This is a genomic window from Affinirhizobium capsici (genome assembly GCF_977018625.1).
On record NZ_CDRNXD010000008.1, the window covers coordinates 213,324 to 230,198 of the forward strand.

Consider the following 16,875-nt stretch of genomic DNA (forward strand, 5'->3'; position numbering starts at 1 on the left):
AATTGGCCAGTGCAATAACTGCGAATTTGCGAGACCGGCTTTTCTGTTCCCCAATCAGAAGGAATATAAGACACGGCCGGCAAGTTTTCGACCGACTGTTGCTGCTCGAGAGTGTTAGAAGAAATATCCGAGGCTTCTCGCATCGCGTTGCGCATAAGGCCACGTCCTTTTGAAAATTGAATAAGAAAGTTTCTACGCTAGTGCTTGCAAGCGCGCGCGATTATAGAAAAAATGACGTCTGAAATGGTCTATCGAAAATCTTTTGTGTCTAGCACCTAATGGCTCAGCAAGGCATAGGCAGCATAGATAAAGAATAAACCCATAAAGCCGTCAATCCAGCGTCCTGCTTTTGCGTAAATTGCGACCATCTTCTTCGTCGAAAATGCGATGGCTATGGTCGTATAGAAAAAGAGCGCGAAGATCATGGTGCCACCAATCACCGCAAAAACGACCCACAACGGCGCATTCGGTGCCAGCCCTAGGGAAATGATCGCTATCCATGTCATGATGGCTTTTGGATTGGTTATATTGAGAGCACATCCATGAATAAAGAAGCTGGCATAATCCTTGCTGCTTAAAGATGATGAAGAAAGTTTCAACTCCTGCGCGGAAAACACGGCACGCAATGTCTTGAATGCCAGGTAGAGAAGGTAGACGCAGCCGAAGATCTGAATAAACCGCACAGCACCGGGATAATTCACCAGCAGGGTGGAAAGTCCGAACACCGACAACAGACCCCAAAACATGGAACTGGCAACAATACCCAACCCAAGCACCACACCTGCCCTACGACCCGACTCCATAGCAGCACCCATTGTAGCCATCATCGCCGGCCCCGGACTGATGGCCGCAATGGCATAGGTTGTGCACGAAAGAAGAATTCCTGGCCAGTACGACTGGACGAGATCCATAGGCTTTCCTCAATTTCAGAATTTTCGCCCCGCAGGTAACGCGGCTGGTGAGTGGTGCATCCCTCAATGTGCCGTCGGTTCCGCAATATCTTCGATTTGACCATGAAGAGTGAAGACCATTGGAACTGGCCCGAAATCTTCCACAACCTTCAACCCATGCATTTTGAGAGCTGCGAGTGTCGTGATGCATCCATCAGTTTTTCCGGTGGCACAATCCACCGCTGCCTGTGCGTTACTGGTCGTTATCACACGTTCCATACCTTCTGGTACCAGGCTTTGCGGGGCAGGATGGGTGGCTACAGTCTTGGGAAGGTTGCCATCACGGGAGGCAAGCAGCATTGGAAAGGTCGACCAGATAAAACTATCGATAAACTTCAGCCGCGCAAGATTGTTGAAAACGACGTTATAAAGGTTCGGATAAACTGCACATGTGAGAAGCGCATGCGATGCATGGCGCGGCATGAGTTCTATTGCACCTTCTACCGTGCCATAAAGCTTAACCTCGCCTTCAATATTGTTACGTGAAAACCATTCGTTAGCAGCCGCCGCAAGATTTGTACCGTTGGGGCCGAGTGTGTGAATATATCGAATAGAGTGAAGCACGATAAACCCATTTAAATTTATTTTTGTGTAATCTAATGCAGACAGCTATTTGCCTGATCTAATGGCTTAAGGGTATGTCCGCAGTAAAATCTGTTATCTAAAAGTGATGTGATTGCGAGAGAATGACGAATTGATGGTACAAATTGAAAATAGCAAAATGATCAGGGCGCGACTCCAACCTGATGTAAATGAAAACTTTTTACTCATTTATAAAATATTTATTCTCGACATTATCTCAAAATATACCGACTATTGTGCAAGTCAATACCTATAATGGACGGATAGTTCCGTTTAGATATAGGTAAAATACTTGATTTGTTAGAAGAACGGCATGTGTTTGAAAAACGTCACCATAAGAAAGGCGGCCCGATCTCAGCATGACCCCAAAGAACATTGGCAGAGTGAGAGACTGGATGAGAGTGTAGAAGGAGCGTTTACGTGTCCTTAGGAGAAAAATGTCAACAATCATACCAACGGAGATAAAAGTCATGACTTCCACTCAGATATCGGTAATTGTTGGTATACTGTCATTTTATTCTGCTTCAATGGCATGCGCTCAGGAAGCATTTTCGCAGGTCACCGTTCCGCAGATCTCTGGTCTTCAATCAACTGCAGTTGATCTTATGCAGACAAGCAAGGCATTGAATGCACTGCAGGCTTCCTTACCGAAGTCCCCCAACCAAGCGGGAAATGCTGCATGGATAATTCAAAATGGCAGCTTTAACACTGCACAGATCGGTCAGGAAGCAGCGAGTAACATGGGCTTCATTACCCAGTCTGGTTCCTTTAACAGTGCCTCGATCCAGCAGATGGGTGCCCGGCACCAGGCGTTTGTGGTCCAGCAAGGGATTGGAAACACCGCCCTCGTCACGCAGAGATGAAAACCCGTTCTTCAGCCTATCGACGCGCGATTTGAAGAGCTCCGATTTGTGCGGTTTGCCCGTCAATGACAGCGTGGATTTTGATTAATCCCTCTGATTTGATGCGCAATGGCGAAAATATCAGACTTGCGCCGACAACAATATCTGGCGCTTCTTCGGAAATTTCTTCATTTTCACGAACCGCGTCCTGCTCGGCCAATTGAGCTGCGTCGAGTTGCTGGCTCAAAAGTGGGGCTTCCTCGCCAGGCAGCAGGCAAAGTAGCTTGATACTTTGAAATGGTTCATTGGCGTTTGTAACCATTGCGACCTGTGCGCAGAGTTTAGGCAGGGTAAACGGCAGTTCAGGCAGATACAGCACGCCGTTATAGACGCCGATCAGGCTCAGTTTCTCTCCGACCTCTGTCCGAATATCATCACAAAAAATGCTGTAACCGTATCGCATTCATTCACTCACATCGCTCGGCGGCGTACCCGTTACAAATATGCGCAAAGCGCGTGTCGAACTCGTGCCGCCTTCTCCGCGTTGCATCTGGCGCACGGTCGACTCCATGCCCTCACTCTTTGCCTCGAAATAGTTGCTGCCGGTCTTTTGCATCGGATCGCGAAGTACAATATCGATTTCCTTATCCAAAGCATGAGCAATTTCGGCAAGTAGGCGCAGAGTTAGTTCGCTGTTTCCGCTGAGAACACCATTAAGATCCTGACGGCACATTCCGGCTCGCTCCGCAATCTGCTGCTGCGTGAGACCCTCTTTGGTGCGAACATCAATGACTGCTGCGAGAAGATTACTCCGTATCGCGCCAATGGTGCGGCCTGCTCGCCGGGCCTTCGCGCCGATATCAAGACGAAAGGACGTCATTTGGGTCAATACCTTCTACGCATAACTCTTTGCCTATTCCAAGTTCCCGGCGCAATCGGCGAATTTCCAGCCGGTAACCCCGGTAGAGATCGTGGTCTTTCACGTGATCAGCCCAATCGCCGAAGGCGCAAACGAAACAATCCTTGCGAAGGAACCAACCGAATATTCGCAGGTCGATGGTTTTTAGCTCCCAAATGGCATTTGGCTCAGGCCGAATTGCCCTGAACTGTCTAGAATAGGTCAGTGGCTGCCCCGTCACATAGGTGAAAAACAGAAAGTCAACTTGTTCCGCCGGTGTCATATCTGCCCGCAAAGGTGACGGATGATCTGATCTGGAAAGCTCAGATAGCCAATCGACAAATGCTGGCGTGGCATAAAGAAGGCGATGCGTCTGACTGCGCGTGTCAAGCGGGATTTCAACCCTTACGATAGATCCAGTTGCCAGGAGACTGTCAAAGGTGGTCATAGCTGTCAACTTTTCTGATGGCTCGTTTCATATACCTGCATTGATGAAATAGGGCGAATTGCACGAATTTGAACCAATTATCATGTTTGAGGCCGAATTATTCGAGTTTCATCGCCCGATGGCCACAATGAAACAAGCGATATTCTCATTTCGATACACATATATATCTCGGGGTTGATGAATCTTGCTCATAAACTCTGCCAATCTTTCTGAGATTAACTATCGATTAACTACACCCTTGCTGGTTGATTATTAACAAATTACTAATCCGCCCCGAGGGCAGCGGATAGTCGCTCAACCCCACTATGGAGAGACAGGGAGATAATAATGAAGACGATTGCAACTCTCGCCATCCTTATGGCTAGCACGTCTATTGCTCTTGCAGCAGGACCTTCGGAAAACAACGCATTCACTGGCCAGTTTGGCGGCTACAACAGCGCCTTCACGAGCCAGCAGGATGGCAAGAACGATGCGACGACGGTTCAGGGTGGCGCCGGCAATTTTGCCATCACCAAGCAGGAAGCTTCCAAGGGCAACGATTCTAACATTCTGCAGCTCGGCGGCTTCAACTCTGCCTTTGCTGACCAGAAAGGCGACAAGAACAATCAGACCACTTCGCAGTTTGGCGCGGGTAACTTTGCCGCAACTACGCAGCGCGACGGCAAGACAAACGACTCTTCGGTCTCTCAGTTCGGTAACGCCAACGCTGCTTTGATCTCTCAATCCAAGGGCGAAAACACGCAGGATACCCTGCAGGTCGGCGGTCTTAACTTTGCTTCTGTTGATCAGAAGAACGGTCGTTACTCCGGGAACTCATCTGATGTAGCACAATTCGGCATCGCCAACGGTGCAGTCGTATCACAGACAAATGGCAACAACGATCAGACAACACTTCAGGTCGGCGGTGCAAACGTTGCCGTTACTAGCCAGACTGGCCTCTTCAAGACCGTTGGCAATGACTCCGCAACTATGCAGTTCGGTCTCGGCAACGCTTCGTTTGTTGGCCAAGTTGGCGGCAGCAACGGCCAGCAGACCCTTCAGGTTGGCGCACGCAACCTTGCGCTGACCGGCCAGGAGGGCTTCGGCGGCATCAATACCGCAACGACAGCTCAGTTCGGCATTGGTAACTCGGCTGTAACCTCGCAGTCCGTATCTGCCGGCGTCTACGGCTCGAAGAGCAACACGGCAACAACGCTGCAGATCGGGGGCGGCAACAAGGCTCTGACGGCACAGGTTGCAAACCCGCTGCTCGGTTCGGCTTCGAATGGCTCGCTCGTCGTTCAGGCCGGTTATAACAACACGGCTGTTGCAGCGCAGAGCGCAGGCTTCTTGGCGGGTAGCTCCAACCAACAGGGCACTTTCCAGGTTGGTAACGGCAACTTTGCTATGACAGCCCAGTCCAGCTCGGCAGCTGTTGCCAACACGTCTGTTACCGCTCAGTTCGGTTACAAGAACACGGCTTTTACCAGCCAGCGTTAATCTGAACCCGGAGGCGGGTTAACCGCCCGCCTCCTCCTCTCCAGCGAAAGATCGGAACAATGTGCGACCAAGCCTTGGGACGCGCAGCAATATCTCTTTGCCTGCTGGCGGTGCCATTCATGACCAATCCAGCCAGCGCAAATTCCTCTAGCTTAAGTTGTCACATAGAGGCGATGGCCGAAAGCGGCTTTACCGTCTTGACGGCCAAGGTCGAAGCAAAAAGACAGATAAGCGGAACATATAAATTTCGCACGTCAGCAAAAATGACGGCAGGCCTCTCGGAGAACACTCAAAGCGGAACATTCGCAGCTGTCTCTGGCGAAGAAATCTTGCTGTCAACCGTGGCGCTCCAAACAGACCCGGCAGGCGCCATTGAAGCGACGCTGGTTCTAGAAACTCCTGAAGGGAAAGTACAATGTCGACATCAAGGATGACGAGCGCCCGCCTTCTGGCACGCAACCTCATGACTGTCTCTCTCCTGGTGAGCAGCATCATGATTTCCGCCGCGACCGCTAAAGCAGCTGACACCGCCTATATACAGCAGATCCCATCTGGCGCTGTCACGATCCAACCAATGACGAACGCTCGTCCAGTTCAGAACGTAAACCAGCCGGTAGCGCCAAGTCACAGCAACAGGACAAGTTCGCCTGAAGCTTACACTCCACTTCATGGCGAAAACCTGACACAGACTCTACAAGTTGGCGCAAATAATAGTACCTATCATATACAGGCTGGAGGCAATAACACTTCTGCAGCTGGAGTTTTTGGGTACAATAATAACGTTGCCGTGTTGCAAGCTGGTAACAACCTTAAATCAAATGTCGTGTTACTGAATACAGTAGGTATGAATGTGGGCGTGATTCAACCTAATGGGTCAGCGCCGGTGAATGTTCTTATTGCGCGGCTGCCTGGCGGAGGTCTGCTGATCAAGCGATAAGCATCGCCATTGGCACGAGAAGTGGGGTAAGACCATGAAATTCCTAGGCGTATTTTCGGGCATACTGTTGATAACCTCTGCGGGGGCGCAGGCTGGACAGCTCGTGTATCAACCTGCCAACCCGACCTTTGGCGGCAATGCGCTGAACGGCAGTTTTCTTCTTTCCACAGCACAAACTCAAGGCTTCGGTGTAAAATCAGGTCAGCAACAAGCACCTGACCTTTCTGGATTGAATGAATCTCTTAAGAATATTGGTTCAAATACTGGCTCGAGCAGTTCAACGCCGATCATTGTAATCGGTAATGGCACTGTTCCGTCTAATCCATGACATTGCCCGTGGCAGTATCTAAGCTAGTGTTTGGTTTTCACCTATGAAATCTATCTCAATGGTCATCGCGGCGCTCGCTGCAGTCGGCACACTCAGCGGCTGCGTCAGTGCGGGAAGCAGTTTGGATCCGGTGACGGAGCCAGCTACGCTTACGCCTTCGACAAAAACGGGTGTTGCCTTGGAGGTTCTGCCTCCGCCAAAACAAAAGCTTGATGTGGCTGTATATTCGTTCCCGGATTTGACGGGACAGAACAAGCCCAACGAAAATTTTGCTGAATTCTCGCGGGCTCTGACTCAAGGCGGTGCGCAACTTCTAACTGAAGTCCTGACCAAGGCTGGCGGGGGGCAGTGGTTCAACGTCGTGGAGCGTACCGACCTTCAATCACTACTTCAGGAACGGCAGATAATTCAGAACACCCGGACTGCGGTATACGGCCCAAAAGCTGGCGGCATTCCGCCCCTGCGCTTCGCAGGTGTCATTCTCGATGGTGGCATCATTGGCTATGACTCCAATGAAACGACTGGCGGGCTTGGCGCCAACTATCTCGGAATTGGCGGTAACACCCAATATCGACGAGATATCGTGACGGTTGCCCTGCGTGCTGTCAGTGTTAGCTCCGGTCGTGTGCTTGCTTCGGTGACTACGACGAAAACAATCTATTCCGTTCAGGTCCAGGGTTCAGCATTCCGATTTGTGGGTGTCGACCAACTTCTTCAAATCGAAGGCGGCGTAACACGCAACGCGCCTACCACGCTTGGCGTGCAGGAAGGCATCGAGCTTGCCGTATATTCGCTGATCTTCGAAGGCATCAAGAATGGCCTCTGGGAATTTACCGATCCGTCAGCAGGCCGCACGTTCCTAGACTACCTTGAAAGGCATCAGAAGGCGATGACTTTCAAACTGGATGAAGCTGGCAAGCCGATCATTGAGAAAGCTGCTGTTACGGCGCAGGCGGAAAGCGGGCCAAAACCGCTGTTCTCATCAAAGAACTAATTACCGGGAGGTTGCGGCCTCTCGGCATGTTTCGCTCTGAGCATTTTCCGGTCCACATGTGACAGGCTTATTAGGTGCGGCAGACTGTTGCTGGCCAGCTTTCGGTTGAAGAGTTTGTGGGGAGGCCTCTGGCATCTTTGTAGCGGGCACCGTTCCGGTAATTTGTGGAATCCTGACTTCAGAAAATCCAGCTTTATCCTGCTTGTTGACGTCTTGTGCGAAGACCGCAGACGAAATGCCGCTCACGACTATGGCGACCGATAAGAACCGAGATGACATGATGGTCATGACTATATCCTAAACATGCATTGATGATCGCGCGGGCTGTTTAGTTACAAGCATGACTAAGCCTCGCGGAGCATTCTCCAATGATAATATGAGGAGCATGAGCGCTCTTGTGAAGGACAAGATCCGATGTGACGACGAATTCAGTTCTTGACCTGCAGGCCGGAACCGACAGACGGCAAAGTGAATGCAGCCGTATCCTGAAGCGCAGCGTTCACACCCGCACCCACGTTTGGATACCCCATCGAACTCACAGGCGAAATTCGCTGCACGTTTTTACGATTGGGCTTTGCAGGTTTGCGAGGTGTCGCTGAGCCCGCTTCTGGAACGACTGCATCTTCTGGCAACTGTTCCATGAAAGCAGCCCCGCCCTTTCCAAGCGGCATTTGCGGCATTTGCACTTCGCTGGTGACAATACTCAAGCTGGAGGCAACCGTGAATATAATACCTAAGAGCGCACCAGACATTCCAACTTCCCCTCTTCAAGTTCTGACGTAGCTTTACACTTGGATCTGCTCTGGTTCTACATATTTCTTGCTCCGTCAAACAAGGCACTGTTGCGCAAATGGACGGGGATTTGCTATCAACAAGCACAGTCAAGAGGAGAAAACATGACAAGCTATAGAATTATCAAGGGCCTTGCTCTGTCTCTTCTTATGTCAGCCCTGTCTATCGCTCATGCATCCGCCGTGCGTGCGCAAGGGCAAACTGAAAAAGCGACGCGGCAGACTGGCAAGTTTGGCGCTTGGGTTGTTGAATGCGTACAGGACACGAAGCTCAAGCCAAACTGTCAGGTGACCCATCGAAGTGTGTCTCCTGATGGTAAGCAGACAACGCTTGTTTTTAGTCTTGCTAAAATCAATGACAAGGATGCCGTAATTCAGCTCGCTTTGCCATTGGGCTTTGCTATCCAAGCAGGCGTACAGCTCCAGGTCGGCTCCACCTATTCCACCACTGCGACCGTCTCTCGTTGCACTATGCAGGGCTGTATTGTTGAAGGCCCGGCTCCAGCCGAGTTGTTGTCTGCGATGTTGAAGGAGAAGTCCGGTAAAATCACTGTTCGATCCATGCAGGGTGAAAGCGCAGATTTGCCGCTTGACCTTGATGGATTCAGCGATGCCTACGCAAAGCTGAACTGACTCTGGAACACATCTTGGAAAGTGCGGCTATCGCCGCACCAGTTCCGATTTTTCACGCTTGAGATAAGTTCCACTGGCTTTTGGCGGAAGTATTTCCCCTGATTGCATGACGGTGTTGCCTCTAACCAGCATGCGCACTGGCCAGCCGCGAATATCCATTCCCTCATACGGCGTGTAGTCCGCCCCGTGCGCCAGAAGATCGTTGGTGATGGTCACCCGCTTATCGGGGTCCCACAGCGTGACATCCGCGTCAGAGCCCACAGCAATCGTTCCTTTGCGGGGATAGAGGCCATAAAGTTTGGCGTGATTGGTTGCCGTTTGCGAGACGAACTGATTGAGGGTGATGCGACCTTTCATGACCCCCTCCGAGAAAAGAATGGGCAAGCGCGTAGCGACGCCGGGTATTCCGTTCGGAATCCAGCGAAAGTGGCGTTTTCCCTTCTCGTTCAGCTTTCCCTGCACATCATCATAGCGAAAGGGGCAGTGATCGGACGAAAAGAGATCGAACACATTCTGCTCCAGCCCCTCCCAGCATGCCTCCTGGCTTTCCTTGTCACGAGGCGGCGGTGAACAGACGAATTTTGCCCCTTCCAGGGCATCCCGGTCGAGATCGTCGGCTGTCAGCATCAGATACTGCGGGCAAGTCTCTCCGGCAATTTTCTGCCCGCGCTGCCGAGCCCGACGTATTTCCTCCATAGCCTCCCGATTGGAAACGTGAACGATGACTATTGGTACATCGACGATTTCAGCCAGCGAAAGCGCGCGATGCGTGGCCTCACGTTCCGCCGGAATGGGGCGGGTCGTTGCATGGTAGCGCGGTGCGAATTTGCCCTCCTCCTCGTGTCGGCCGATGAGGTAGCGGATCGCATCTTCATTTTCGCAGTGAACCATCACAAGAGCGCCGGTACGCCGTGCGGCATCCAGCGTGTCGAGGATCTGATCATCGCGAAGCCGTAAACCCTCATAGGTCATGAAGACCTTCAGCGAGGTGTAGCCATCTTCGACAAGCGCGGGAAGCTCCTGACCGAGTACCTCGGGCGTGGGGTCTGTGATGACCAGATGGAAAGCAACATCCACATGGCATTTGCCTTCGGCCTTCTGGTGATAGACCTTCAGGGCTTCGCGAAGCGTCTGTCCCTTTTCCTGCATGCAAAAGGCAAGAACAGTGCTGTTGCCGCCAATCGCTGCAGATTTCGTACCGCTATCAAAATCGTCGGCCATAACGATCCCGTCACCAGAAGGCTGGTCGAGATGCACATGGCTATCGATTCCCCCTGGTAGCACAAAAAGGCCTGACGCATCGATTACCTCGTCAGCTTCGGTAAGATCTGCGGCCAAAGCCGCAATACGGCCATTACGAATGCCAATGTCACACACAAAGGTATCGCTTGCGGTGGCAATGGTACCATTGCGGATAATGGTGTCAAAACGCATACCACGCTCCTCCCTAGCTCGCTTTAGCGAGACCAGCATCACCAGAGAGGATGCGATCCAGGGCAGCGGTGAAGTGGTCCACTTCTTCCAGCGTGTTATAATGAACCATGGATATGCGAAGCATCCCGCCCTGATCCGTCAAATCGAGATATTCGGCCAATCGGCGGGAATGGAAATCGCCGAAGCGCATGGCAATATGTTCCTTGTCCATGGCCTTGCAAAGCTCGGCTGCATTGCGGCCATCGAAGCGGAAGGCAATGGTTGGCACACGCTGGCTGTCGCAATTATGGCTCTGGCCTACAATCTGGCAGTCGTTGCGTGAGCGAAGATAGGCAAGAAGCCTCTCAGTCAACGCATCTTCCTGTGCGGTGATGGCCTTGAAAGCTGTCTGAATGCGCTCGCGCACGCCTCCGGTTTCTCCCGCAAGTTCGCCGAGCTTGGCGAGATAATCCACGATACCGCAGGTGGCATAGGCCAACTCGTAGTTCGGGTTACCTGGTTCCAGCTTACCCGGGACCTTATCCTTTCCGTAAAAGTAGTGGTACAGCGTATCGAGCTCCGCCAAATAATCATATTTGCCGTACATCAGCGCGTAATGCGGACCATAGGTCTTGTAGAGGCTGAAGACATAGTAGTCGGCGTCGAAAGCCTGAACGTCTACGAGACGATGCGGCGCATAGGCAACGGCATCCACGCAAAGTCTCGCACCTTTGGAATGCACAAAATCCGCAATTGCCCGAATGGGGTTGATAGAACCCAGGATGTTTGAAACGTGCGTTACGCAGACCAAACGCGTGCGGTCCGTCATCAAGGGCTCCAGATCGGAAAGTTCGAGCGTGAGCGTTTGCTTGTTCAGAGGCCAGAACTTGAGGACTACCCCCGCCGCCTGAAGGCGATCCCACGGGCCGATATTGGACTCGTGGTCGCTGATCGTTACGATAATTTCATCGCCTGCCGAAAGCTGGCTTTGCATCGCTTTGGCAAGGTTCTGCAACAGGGCGGTCGTCGAGCTGCCAAAGACAATCTCTTCCGGCCGGGTGGCATTGACCAGATGCATGGCCGCTGTGCGCGCTTCATAGAGTGCCTTGGCCGCATTTTGCGACACCTCGTACGACCCGCCGATTTGTACGTTGCGCTCAATCAGGAAGCTATTGATCCGATCCAGCGCACCCTTGAGGATCTGCGCGCCGCCCGCATTGTCAAAGAAGGTCCAGCCCCTATCGAGGCCCGGAAACTGGCTGCGTACAAAATCGAGATCGAGCTTAGCAGTGGTCGTCATATTTGTGTCCTTCTTGGACCGAAAGCAACGTAAGAATTTGACACGTTGCTCCCAATCTCCGGTTATGCATCAGTTTGCTCCGAAACCGTTTCTTCTCGTCGGTCCGATGCTTTCAGGTTTTCAATGATTGAGGACGGCGCGTAGGAAGCTACGCGTGCGCTCTTCTCTAGGCCTATCGAAGATGTCAGCGGGTGTGCCCACTTCCACAAGACGTCCGCCATCCATGAAGATCACACGGTCGGCAACCTGGCGGGCAAAACCCATCTCATGGGTTACGACAACCATCGTCACGCCGGTTCCTGCCAGTCTGCGCATCACATCCAGCACTTCGCCGACCATCTCAGGGTCTAGTGCGGAAGTCGGCTCATCAAACAGCAGAACCTTTGGCTCCATCGCCAGGGCCCGTGCGATTGCTACGCGCTGTTGTTGACCACCAGATAGCTGGCCGGGGTATTTTTCGGCCTGCTCTGAAATCCCTACACGGGCAAGGAGATCCCGAGCTTTTTGAGCGGCTTCCGCCTCCGGCGTTCCCCTCACCCGCATAGGCGCAAGCATGACGTTCTTCAGCACCGTCATATGCGGAAAGAGGTTGAAGGACTGGAAGACCATACCAACTTCCGCCCGCACCTTGGCAAGTGCAGCGCCTGGTTCCACGCGAATACCATCAACCGTAATTGTGCTGTCGGCTGAGAAGGCTTCGAGATGATTTATACAGCGGATAAGGGTCGATTTGCCGGAGCCGGATGGTCCGATGACGCAGACGACCTCGCCTTCTGCGATATCCAGATCAATACCGTGCAGGACCGTGAAGGTGCCGTAAGCTTTCACCAGTCCGCGAACGCAGATGATATTGTTTGTAGCGTTGGCCATCAACGCCTCCCTCGGATGAAATGCTTTTCAAGACGTGAGACAACGGCAACCATGGGCCACAGAAGCAGCAGATAGATCAACGCAGCTCCAATGAGAGGTGTTGGGTTGGCCGCCAGTGCCTGCGCCTGGGTCGCCTGCTTCAAAAGATCCGGCATGGCGACCACCGAGGCAAGCGCGGTATCCTTCAACACATTGATGCAGTTGTTGGTGAGTGGCGGAATGACGATGCGAACTGCCTGAGGCAGGATGACGTCCACCATCGTGTGCCGATTGGAAAGGCCAAGCGCCGCGGAAGCCTCAAACTGTCCATTCGGAATTGCCTCAATCCCTGCACGGAAAATCTCCGCAGTATAGGCCGCCGAGACGAGCGAGAGTGCGGTAACCGCGGAAAGGAAGGGCGAAAGCCTGATGCCGACGAACGGCAAGGCATAATAGACCACGATCAGGAGAACGAGCAGCGGTATGGAGCGAAACACATCCACATAAATGCGGATGAGGACCTTCACGAAAGCTGGGCTGTACAGGCGAGCGACCGCAAGAACGAGACCGCCGATCAAGCCTGCCACGATGCTTACAAGACCAATTTCCAGCGTGACCAACAGGCCCCACAGCAGTTGCGGGAGGCTCTCCAGAAAGACCTTGAGATTGAAGAATGTATTGAGAAGATTCATGCCAGCACGGCTCCTTTAAACCAGTGGAACCGAAGTTCGGTCCCACTGGAGCATCAAGCCTTACTTGCCTTTCGGCATGTCCATGACCTTGACAGTCGACGTCGTGTCTTCCGCCTTGGCGCCGAACCAGGTGTCATGCAGCTTGGCGACGTAGCCTTCCTTTTTGAGTGTCGTGATGACGTCATTGACCTGCGTTGCCAGCGGATCGCCCTTGTTGAACATGATGGAGTATTTTTCACCCGTCGGGATGCGCTCGATCACCTTCAGTTCCGGTTTATCCTTCACGTAATAGAGGAGTGCCGGAATGTCGCTGATGTAACCGTCGATACGTCCCGCCACCAGATCGAGCATGGCAGGCGAAAGGCCCTCAAAACGTCGGATTTCTCCAAACTTGTATTCGGCCTTGTTCTTCTCGGCCCAGACATCCCCCGTGGAGCCGGTATCTACACCAACCACTTTGCCGCTCATATCCTTCAGGTTTTTGATGCCCGATTTCGCAGTCGCCGTCAGAGACTGGTCGCTATCGTAGTAAGGCTGGGCGAATGACACTGATTCCAGGCGCTTTTCGGTTATGGTGATGGATGATATTGCCATGTTGATACGACCGGACTGAACCGCTGGAAACAGGCCGTTGAATGGCGTGTTCACGAACTCGACCGACTTGCCCAGACGCTTGCCGATCTCGTTGACGAGATCCACTTCAAAGCCGACAACCTTGCCGCTTGCATCCTGAAACTCCCAAGGCACGTTTCCGATGTTAGCCCCAACAGTGAGGTCTGCCGCCTGCGCTGTCTGCAAGGTGAGGAGTGCTGCAACGCCAGAAAAGATGGCGGCGGCGAATGTAGTCACGCGTGTCATTAGGTTCCCCTTGTTATTTGATGCACGATGTCACATACAATGGTCTAACTGGTCAGACCAGTAAGGCCAGACAATCACGGCTTTTGGCGCTTTGCAAGATGTCCGTGAGAAAATAGATTGGCCAGACATTAGAGGATGGTCGCGGGAATAATAGAAAATGCTGAATAAGACCCTTTTGCCGCAAACGGTGGCGCGCGAAATCCAGAATATGATCCAGTCCGGCGCGCTTGCGCCCGGCCAGAGAATTCAATCCCAGCGTGAGCTTTCGGAAAAATTTGGCGTTAGCCGCGCATCATTGCGTGAAGCGTTGCTTACACTTGAAACACTCGGTTTGGTCAAAACCGAGGCTGGGCGTGGAACGTTTGTCACCTCACCTGCGGAACGCACGCAGCCTTCAGGTGGTGACATGGCGCCTTGGCGCTATTCACAGACCTACTCAGCTTTCGATGTGTTCCAGACACGTATTCTTTTGGAGGGAGAAATTGCGAAGCTGGCTTCGGGTCGCCTGACCCAGCGCCAGTTGGACGAGATGGAAAAGGCGACGGAAACAATGGAGGAATGCTGGGCGAAACAGGACGTTGTCTCCAACGTGGAGGCAGATCTCCTCTTTCACGCGACGATTGTTTCCGCCTGCTCCAATCAGATGCTGCAGGCCCTTTACCGAACTGTCCGCGAGCTCATCACCGAAACGCAGCGTCAACCTATTCCGATGACGGACCCGCAACGTATGCGTGATTCCATTTCTGAACATCGCCGCATCATCGACGCATTACGCGCCAATGACGGAGCGCGCGCTCAATCTGAAATGGAAACCCACGTCCGCAATACTGCGCGCTGTGCCGGGCTCAATCCGTAACTGGCACGATACCCAAGCTGAATGTTTTCGATTCTGACATACTGGCTATCTTAAGAAAACACGCGCAAGCTGCTTGGAGTATGACATCTTCAGGACGGACAATCGCACTTTAGGTCATGATCCGGTCGTCTGATGGCAAGGACGTTCTCGGTGTTGCACCAAAACCTGAAGTGAAAGCGGCTCCTCAGATCTCATCGCTGCAATATTAAGTTAAGCGCTTTAGCGCCGTAGACCTTTCTACGGCGCTAAATGTTTTTGGCGACCGACATTGTGGATGTTGGTCGGTTTCCTAAGACGTTATTTCTTGGTCCAGCTCTTCACCAGTTCGTCGTAATTGACGGTGATTGGCTTTTCCTTCTCATCCTTGATGGCCAACTGCGGCGCGAGGTTACCCTTTTTTACCGCATCATCATGCCAGTATTGCAGATCATGCTCCTTGGCGAGCTTTGGTCCGAGATCGCCCTGAACCTTGGCGCGCTCGATACGAGCCATGACCTTTTCCTGTTCGGCACATAGTGAATCCATGGCTTCCTGCGGCGTCTTTGTGCCAGCTGCCGCGTCACCAATTGCCTGCCACCACAGCTGGGCCAGCTTCGGATAGTCCGGAACGTTGGTGCCGGTTGGGGACCACTGCAAACGAGCTGGTGAGCGGTAGAATTCCACCAGGCCACCAAGCTCCGGCGCACGCTTGGTGAAGCTCTCATGATCCAGCGTCGATTGGCGCACAAAGCTGATTGCCGTGTGGCTCTTCTTCAGGTCCACCGTCTTGGACACCACGAACTGAGCGTAGAGCCAGGCGGCCTTTGCACGGTCTTCCGGCGTGGATTTCAGGATGGTCCAGGAACCGACATCCTGATAGCCAAGCTTCATGCCGTCCTTCCAGTAGACGCCGTGCGGTGACGGAGCCATGCGCCACTTCGGCGAATTGTCGGAGTTCACGACCGGCAAGCCTGGCTTTACCATGTCGGCGGTAAAGACTGTGTACCAGAAGATCTGCTGGGCTACTTCACCCTGTGCCGGGATCGGGCCTGCTTCCGAGAAGGTCATGGACTGCGCCTGTGGAGGCGCATATTTCTTCAGCCATTCCAGATATTTGGCAATGGAATAAACGGCGGCTGGACCATTTGTGTCACCGCCACGCGCAACGCATGAACCCACCGGGCGCGAGTTTTCATCGACTTTAATACCCCATTCGTCCACCGGCTTACCGTTGGGAATGCCCTTATCGCCATTGCCAGCCATGGAAAGCCACGCATCGGTGAAGCGCCAACCGAGAGAGGGGTCCTTCTTGCCATAGTCCATGTGGCCATAGACCTTCTTGCCGTTCACCTCACGACCGGTGAAGAATTCGGCAATATCCTCATAGGCAGACCAGTTGACCGGAACACCGAGGTCGTAGCCATATTTGGCTTTGAAGTCGGCCTTGTTCTTCTCATCGTTGAACCAGTCATATCTGAACCAGTAGAGGTTCGCGAACTGCTGATCCGGCAATTGATAGAGGTCACCATCCGGGGCGGTGGTAAATGACGTGCCGATGAAATCCTTCAGGTCAAGACCGGGATTGGTAACGTCCTTGCCTTCGCCAGCCATCCATTTTGTCAGGTTGCGAACCTGCTGGTAGCGCCAGTGTGTCCCGATCAAATCGGAATCGTTGACATAGGCGTCATAGACGTTTTCGCCGGACTGCATCTGCGTCTGCAGCTTTTCGATTACGTCACCTTCACCGATCAGGTCATGCGTGACCTTGATGCCGGTGATCTTTTCAAAGGCAGGTGCCAGAACCTTCGATTCATAATCATGTGCGGTGATGGTTTCTGATACGACGCGCAGGGACATGCCCTTGAACGGTTTCGCTGCATCTATGAACCATTGCATTTCCTTTTCCTGTCCTGTGCGGTCAAGGACAGACATGTCCTTGATTTCACTGTCCAGGAACTGCTTTGCCTCATCCATGCCTGCGAAGGCGGACCCCGCCCCCATTACGAGCGCGATGATGCTTGCTGATGCCATTATGTGCTTCCGCAT

At 52.7% G+C, this 16,875-nt stretch carries 20 protein-coding genes; 8 read left to right on the plus strand and 12 right to left on the minus strand.

Going from position 1 to position 16,875, the window contains the following annotated elements:
* Positions 1–275 precede the first annotated feature (275 nt).
* A complete protein-coding gene (locus tag AC0JZ1_RS20990; protein ID WP_471884368.1) occupies positions 276–911 on the minus strand; it encodes a LysE family translocator in 636 nt (211 codons plus the stop codon).
* A gap of 63 nt (positions 912–974) precedes the next feature.
* On the minus strand, positions 975–1,514 hold the full coding sequence (locus AC0JZ1_RS20995; RefSeq protein ID WP_471884369.1) for a hypothetical protein: 540 nt from the start codon (positions 1,512–1,514) through the stop codon (positions 975–977).
* Between the two features lie 488 nt (positions 1,515–2,002).
* Here AC0JZ1_RS20995 and AC0JZ1_RS21000 point away from each other — a divergent pair, with 488 nt between their 5' ends.
* Complete coding sequence (locus AC0JZ1_RS21000; RefSeq protein ID WP_471884370.1) at positions 2,003–2,395, plus strand: hypothetical protein; 393 nt, start codon at positions 2,003–2,005, stop codon at positions 2,393–2,395.
* Between the two features lie 16 nt (positions 2,396–2,411).
* On the opposite strand, the gene AC0JZ1_RS21005 is transcribed toward AC0JZ1_RS21000, so the two are convergent.
* The 3 genes from AC0JZ1_RS21005 to AC0JZ1_RS21015 are packed head-to-tail and all read right to left on the minus strand — an operon-like array spanning position 2,412 to position 3,720.
* Entirely contained in the window at positions 2,412–2,837 is a 426-nt protein-coding gene (locus tag AC0JZ1_RS21005) for a hypothetical protein (protein ID WP_471884371.1), read from the minus strand.
* Positions 2,838–3,254: a helix-turn-helix domain-containing protein gene (locus tag AC0JZ1_RS21010; RefSeq protein WP_471884372.1), complete on the minus strand. Its 417-nt coding sequence runs from the start codon at positions 3,252–3,254 to the stop codon at positions 2,838–2,840.
* Positions 3,235–3,720, minus strand: coding sequence for a hypothetical protein (locus tag AC0JZ1_RS21015; RefSeq protein WP_471884373.1), 486 nt, complete (start codon positions 3,718–3,720; stop codon positions 3,235–3,237). Before AC0JZ1_RS21015 ends, AC0JZ1_RS21010 begins: the two co-directional genes overlap by 20 nt.
* Before the next feature lie 327 nt (positions 3,721–4,047).
* Between AC0JZ1_RS21015 and AC0JZ1_RS21020 the strand changes: the two genes are divergently transcribed.
* From AC0JZ1_RS21020 to AC0JZ1_RS21040, 5 genes are all read left to right on the plus strand, one after another.
* The gene (locus AC0JZ1_RS21020; protein WP_471884374.1) at positions 4,048–5,199 is read left to right on the plus strand and encodes a hypothetical protein; all 1,152 of its coding nucleotides are present in this window, start codon (positions 4,048–4,050) and stop codon (positions 5,197–5,199) included.
* 119 nt (positions 5,200–5,318) lie between these two features.
* Positions 5,319–5,633: a curli-like amyloid fiber formation chaperone CsgH gene (gene csgH / locus AC0JZ1_RS21025; RefSeq protein ID WP_471884375.1), complete on the plus strand. Its 315-nt coding sequence runs from the start codon at positions 5,319–5,321 to the stop codon at positions 5,631–5,633.
* On the plus strand, positions 5,615–6,136 hold the full coding sequence (locus AC0JZ1_RS21030) for a hypothetical protein (protein ID WP_471884376.1): 522 nt from the start codon (positions 5,615–5,617) through the stop codon (positions 6,134–6,136). Before csgH ends, AC0JZ1_RS21030 begins: the two co-directional genes overlap by 19 nt.
* A 34-nt stretch (positions 6,137–6,170) precedes the next feature.
* Positions 6,171–6,464, plus strand: a complete 294-nt coding sequence (locus tag AC0JZ1_RS21035; protein WP_471884377.1) for a curli assembly protein CsgF — start codon at positions 6,171–6,173, stop codon at positions 6,462–6,464.
* Positions 6,465–6,507: 43 nt separating this feature from the next.
* Complete coding sequence (locus AC0JZ1_RS21040) at positions 6,508–7,458, plus strand: CsgG/HfaB family protein (RefSeq protein ID WP_471884378.1); 951 nt, start codon at positions 6,508–6,510, stop codon at positions 7,456–7,458.
* A 428-nt stretch (positions 7,459–7,886) separates the two neighbouring features.
* On the opposite strand, the gene AC0JZ1_RS21045 is transcribed toward AC0JZ1_RS21040, so the two are convergent.
* Complete coding sequence (locus tag AC0JZ1_RS21045) at positions 7,887–8,210, minus strand: hypothetical protein (RefSeq protein ID WP_471884379.1); 324 nt, start codon at positions 8,208–8,210, stop codon at positions 7,887–7,889.
* Between the two features lie 144 nt (positions 8,211–8,354).
* Between AC0JZ1_RS21045 and AC0JZ1_RS21050 the strand changes: the two genes are divergently transcribed.
* The gene (locus AC0JZ1_RS21050; RefSeq protein ID WP_471884380.1) at positions 8,355–8,882 is read left to right on the plus strand and encodes an invasion associated locus B family protein; all 528 of its coding nucleotides are present in this window, start codon (positions 8,355–8,357) and stop codon (positions 8,880–8,882) included.
* A gap of 27 nt (positions 8,883–8,909) precedes the next feature.
* Here AC0JZ1_RS21050 and hydA read toward each other — a convergent pair whose 3' ends face one another.
* From hydA to AC0JZ1_RS21075, 5 genes are all read right to left on the minus strand, one after another.
* A complete protein-coding gene (hydA, locus tag AC0JZ1_RS21055; RefSeq protein WP_471884381.1) occupies positions 8,910–10,316 on the minus strand; it encodes a dihydropyrimidinase in 1,407 nt (468 codons plus the stop codon).
* A gap of 13 nt (positions 10,317–10,329) precedes the next feature.
* Positions 10,330–11,595 (minus strand): cysteine desulfurase-like protein, encoded by a 1,266-nt coding sequence (locus tag AC0JZ1_RS21060; protein WP_471884382.1) that lies wholly within the window; start codon positions 11,593–11,595, stop codon positions 10,330–10,332.
* A 120-nt stretch (positions 11,596–11,715) separates the two neighbouring features.
* Positions 11,716–12,465 (minus strand): amino acid ABC transporter ATP-binding protein, encoded by a 750-nt coding sequence (locus AC0JZ1_RS21065; protein ID WP_471884383.1) that lies wholly within the window; start codon positions 12,463–12,465, stop codon positions 11,716–11,718.
* Positions 12,465–13,136, minus strand: a complete 672-nt coding sequence (locus AC0JZ1_RS21070) for an amino acid ABC transporter permease (RefSeq protein ID WP_471884384.1) — start codon at positions 13,134–13,136, stop codon at positions 12,465–12,467. The genes AC0JZ1_RS21065 and AC0JZ1_RS21070 overlap by 1 nt, the downstream gene beginning before the upstream one ends.
* A gap of 60 nt (positions 13,137–13,196) precedes the next feature.
* The gene (locus AC0JZ1_RS21075) at positions 13,197–13,994 is read right to left on the minus strand and encodes a transporter substrate-binding domain-containing protein (RefSeq protein ID WP_471884385.1); all 798 of its coding nucleotides are present in this window, start codon (positions 13,992–13,994) and stop codon (positions 13,197–13,199) included.
* A gap of 157 nt (positions 13,995–14,151) precedes the next feature.
* On the opposite strand from AC0JZ1_RS21075, the gene AC0JZ1_RS21080 reads away from it, so the two are divergent.
* Entirely contained in the window at positions 14,152–14,850 is a 699-nt protein-coding gene (locus AC0JZ1_RS21080) for a FadR/GntR family transcriptional regulator (RefSeq protein ID WP_471884386.1), read from the plus strand.
* Positions 14,851–15,147: 297 nt separating this feature from the next.
* On the opposite strand, the gene AC0JZ1_RS21085 is transcribed toward AC0JZ1_RS21080, so the two are convergent.
* Complete coding sequence (locus tag AC0JZ1_RS21085; RefSeq protein WP_471884387.1) at positions 15,148–16,875, minus strand: ABC transporter substrate-binding protein; 1,728 nt, start codon at positions 16,873–16,875, stop codon at positions 15,148–15,150.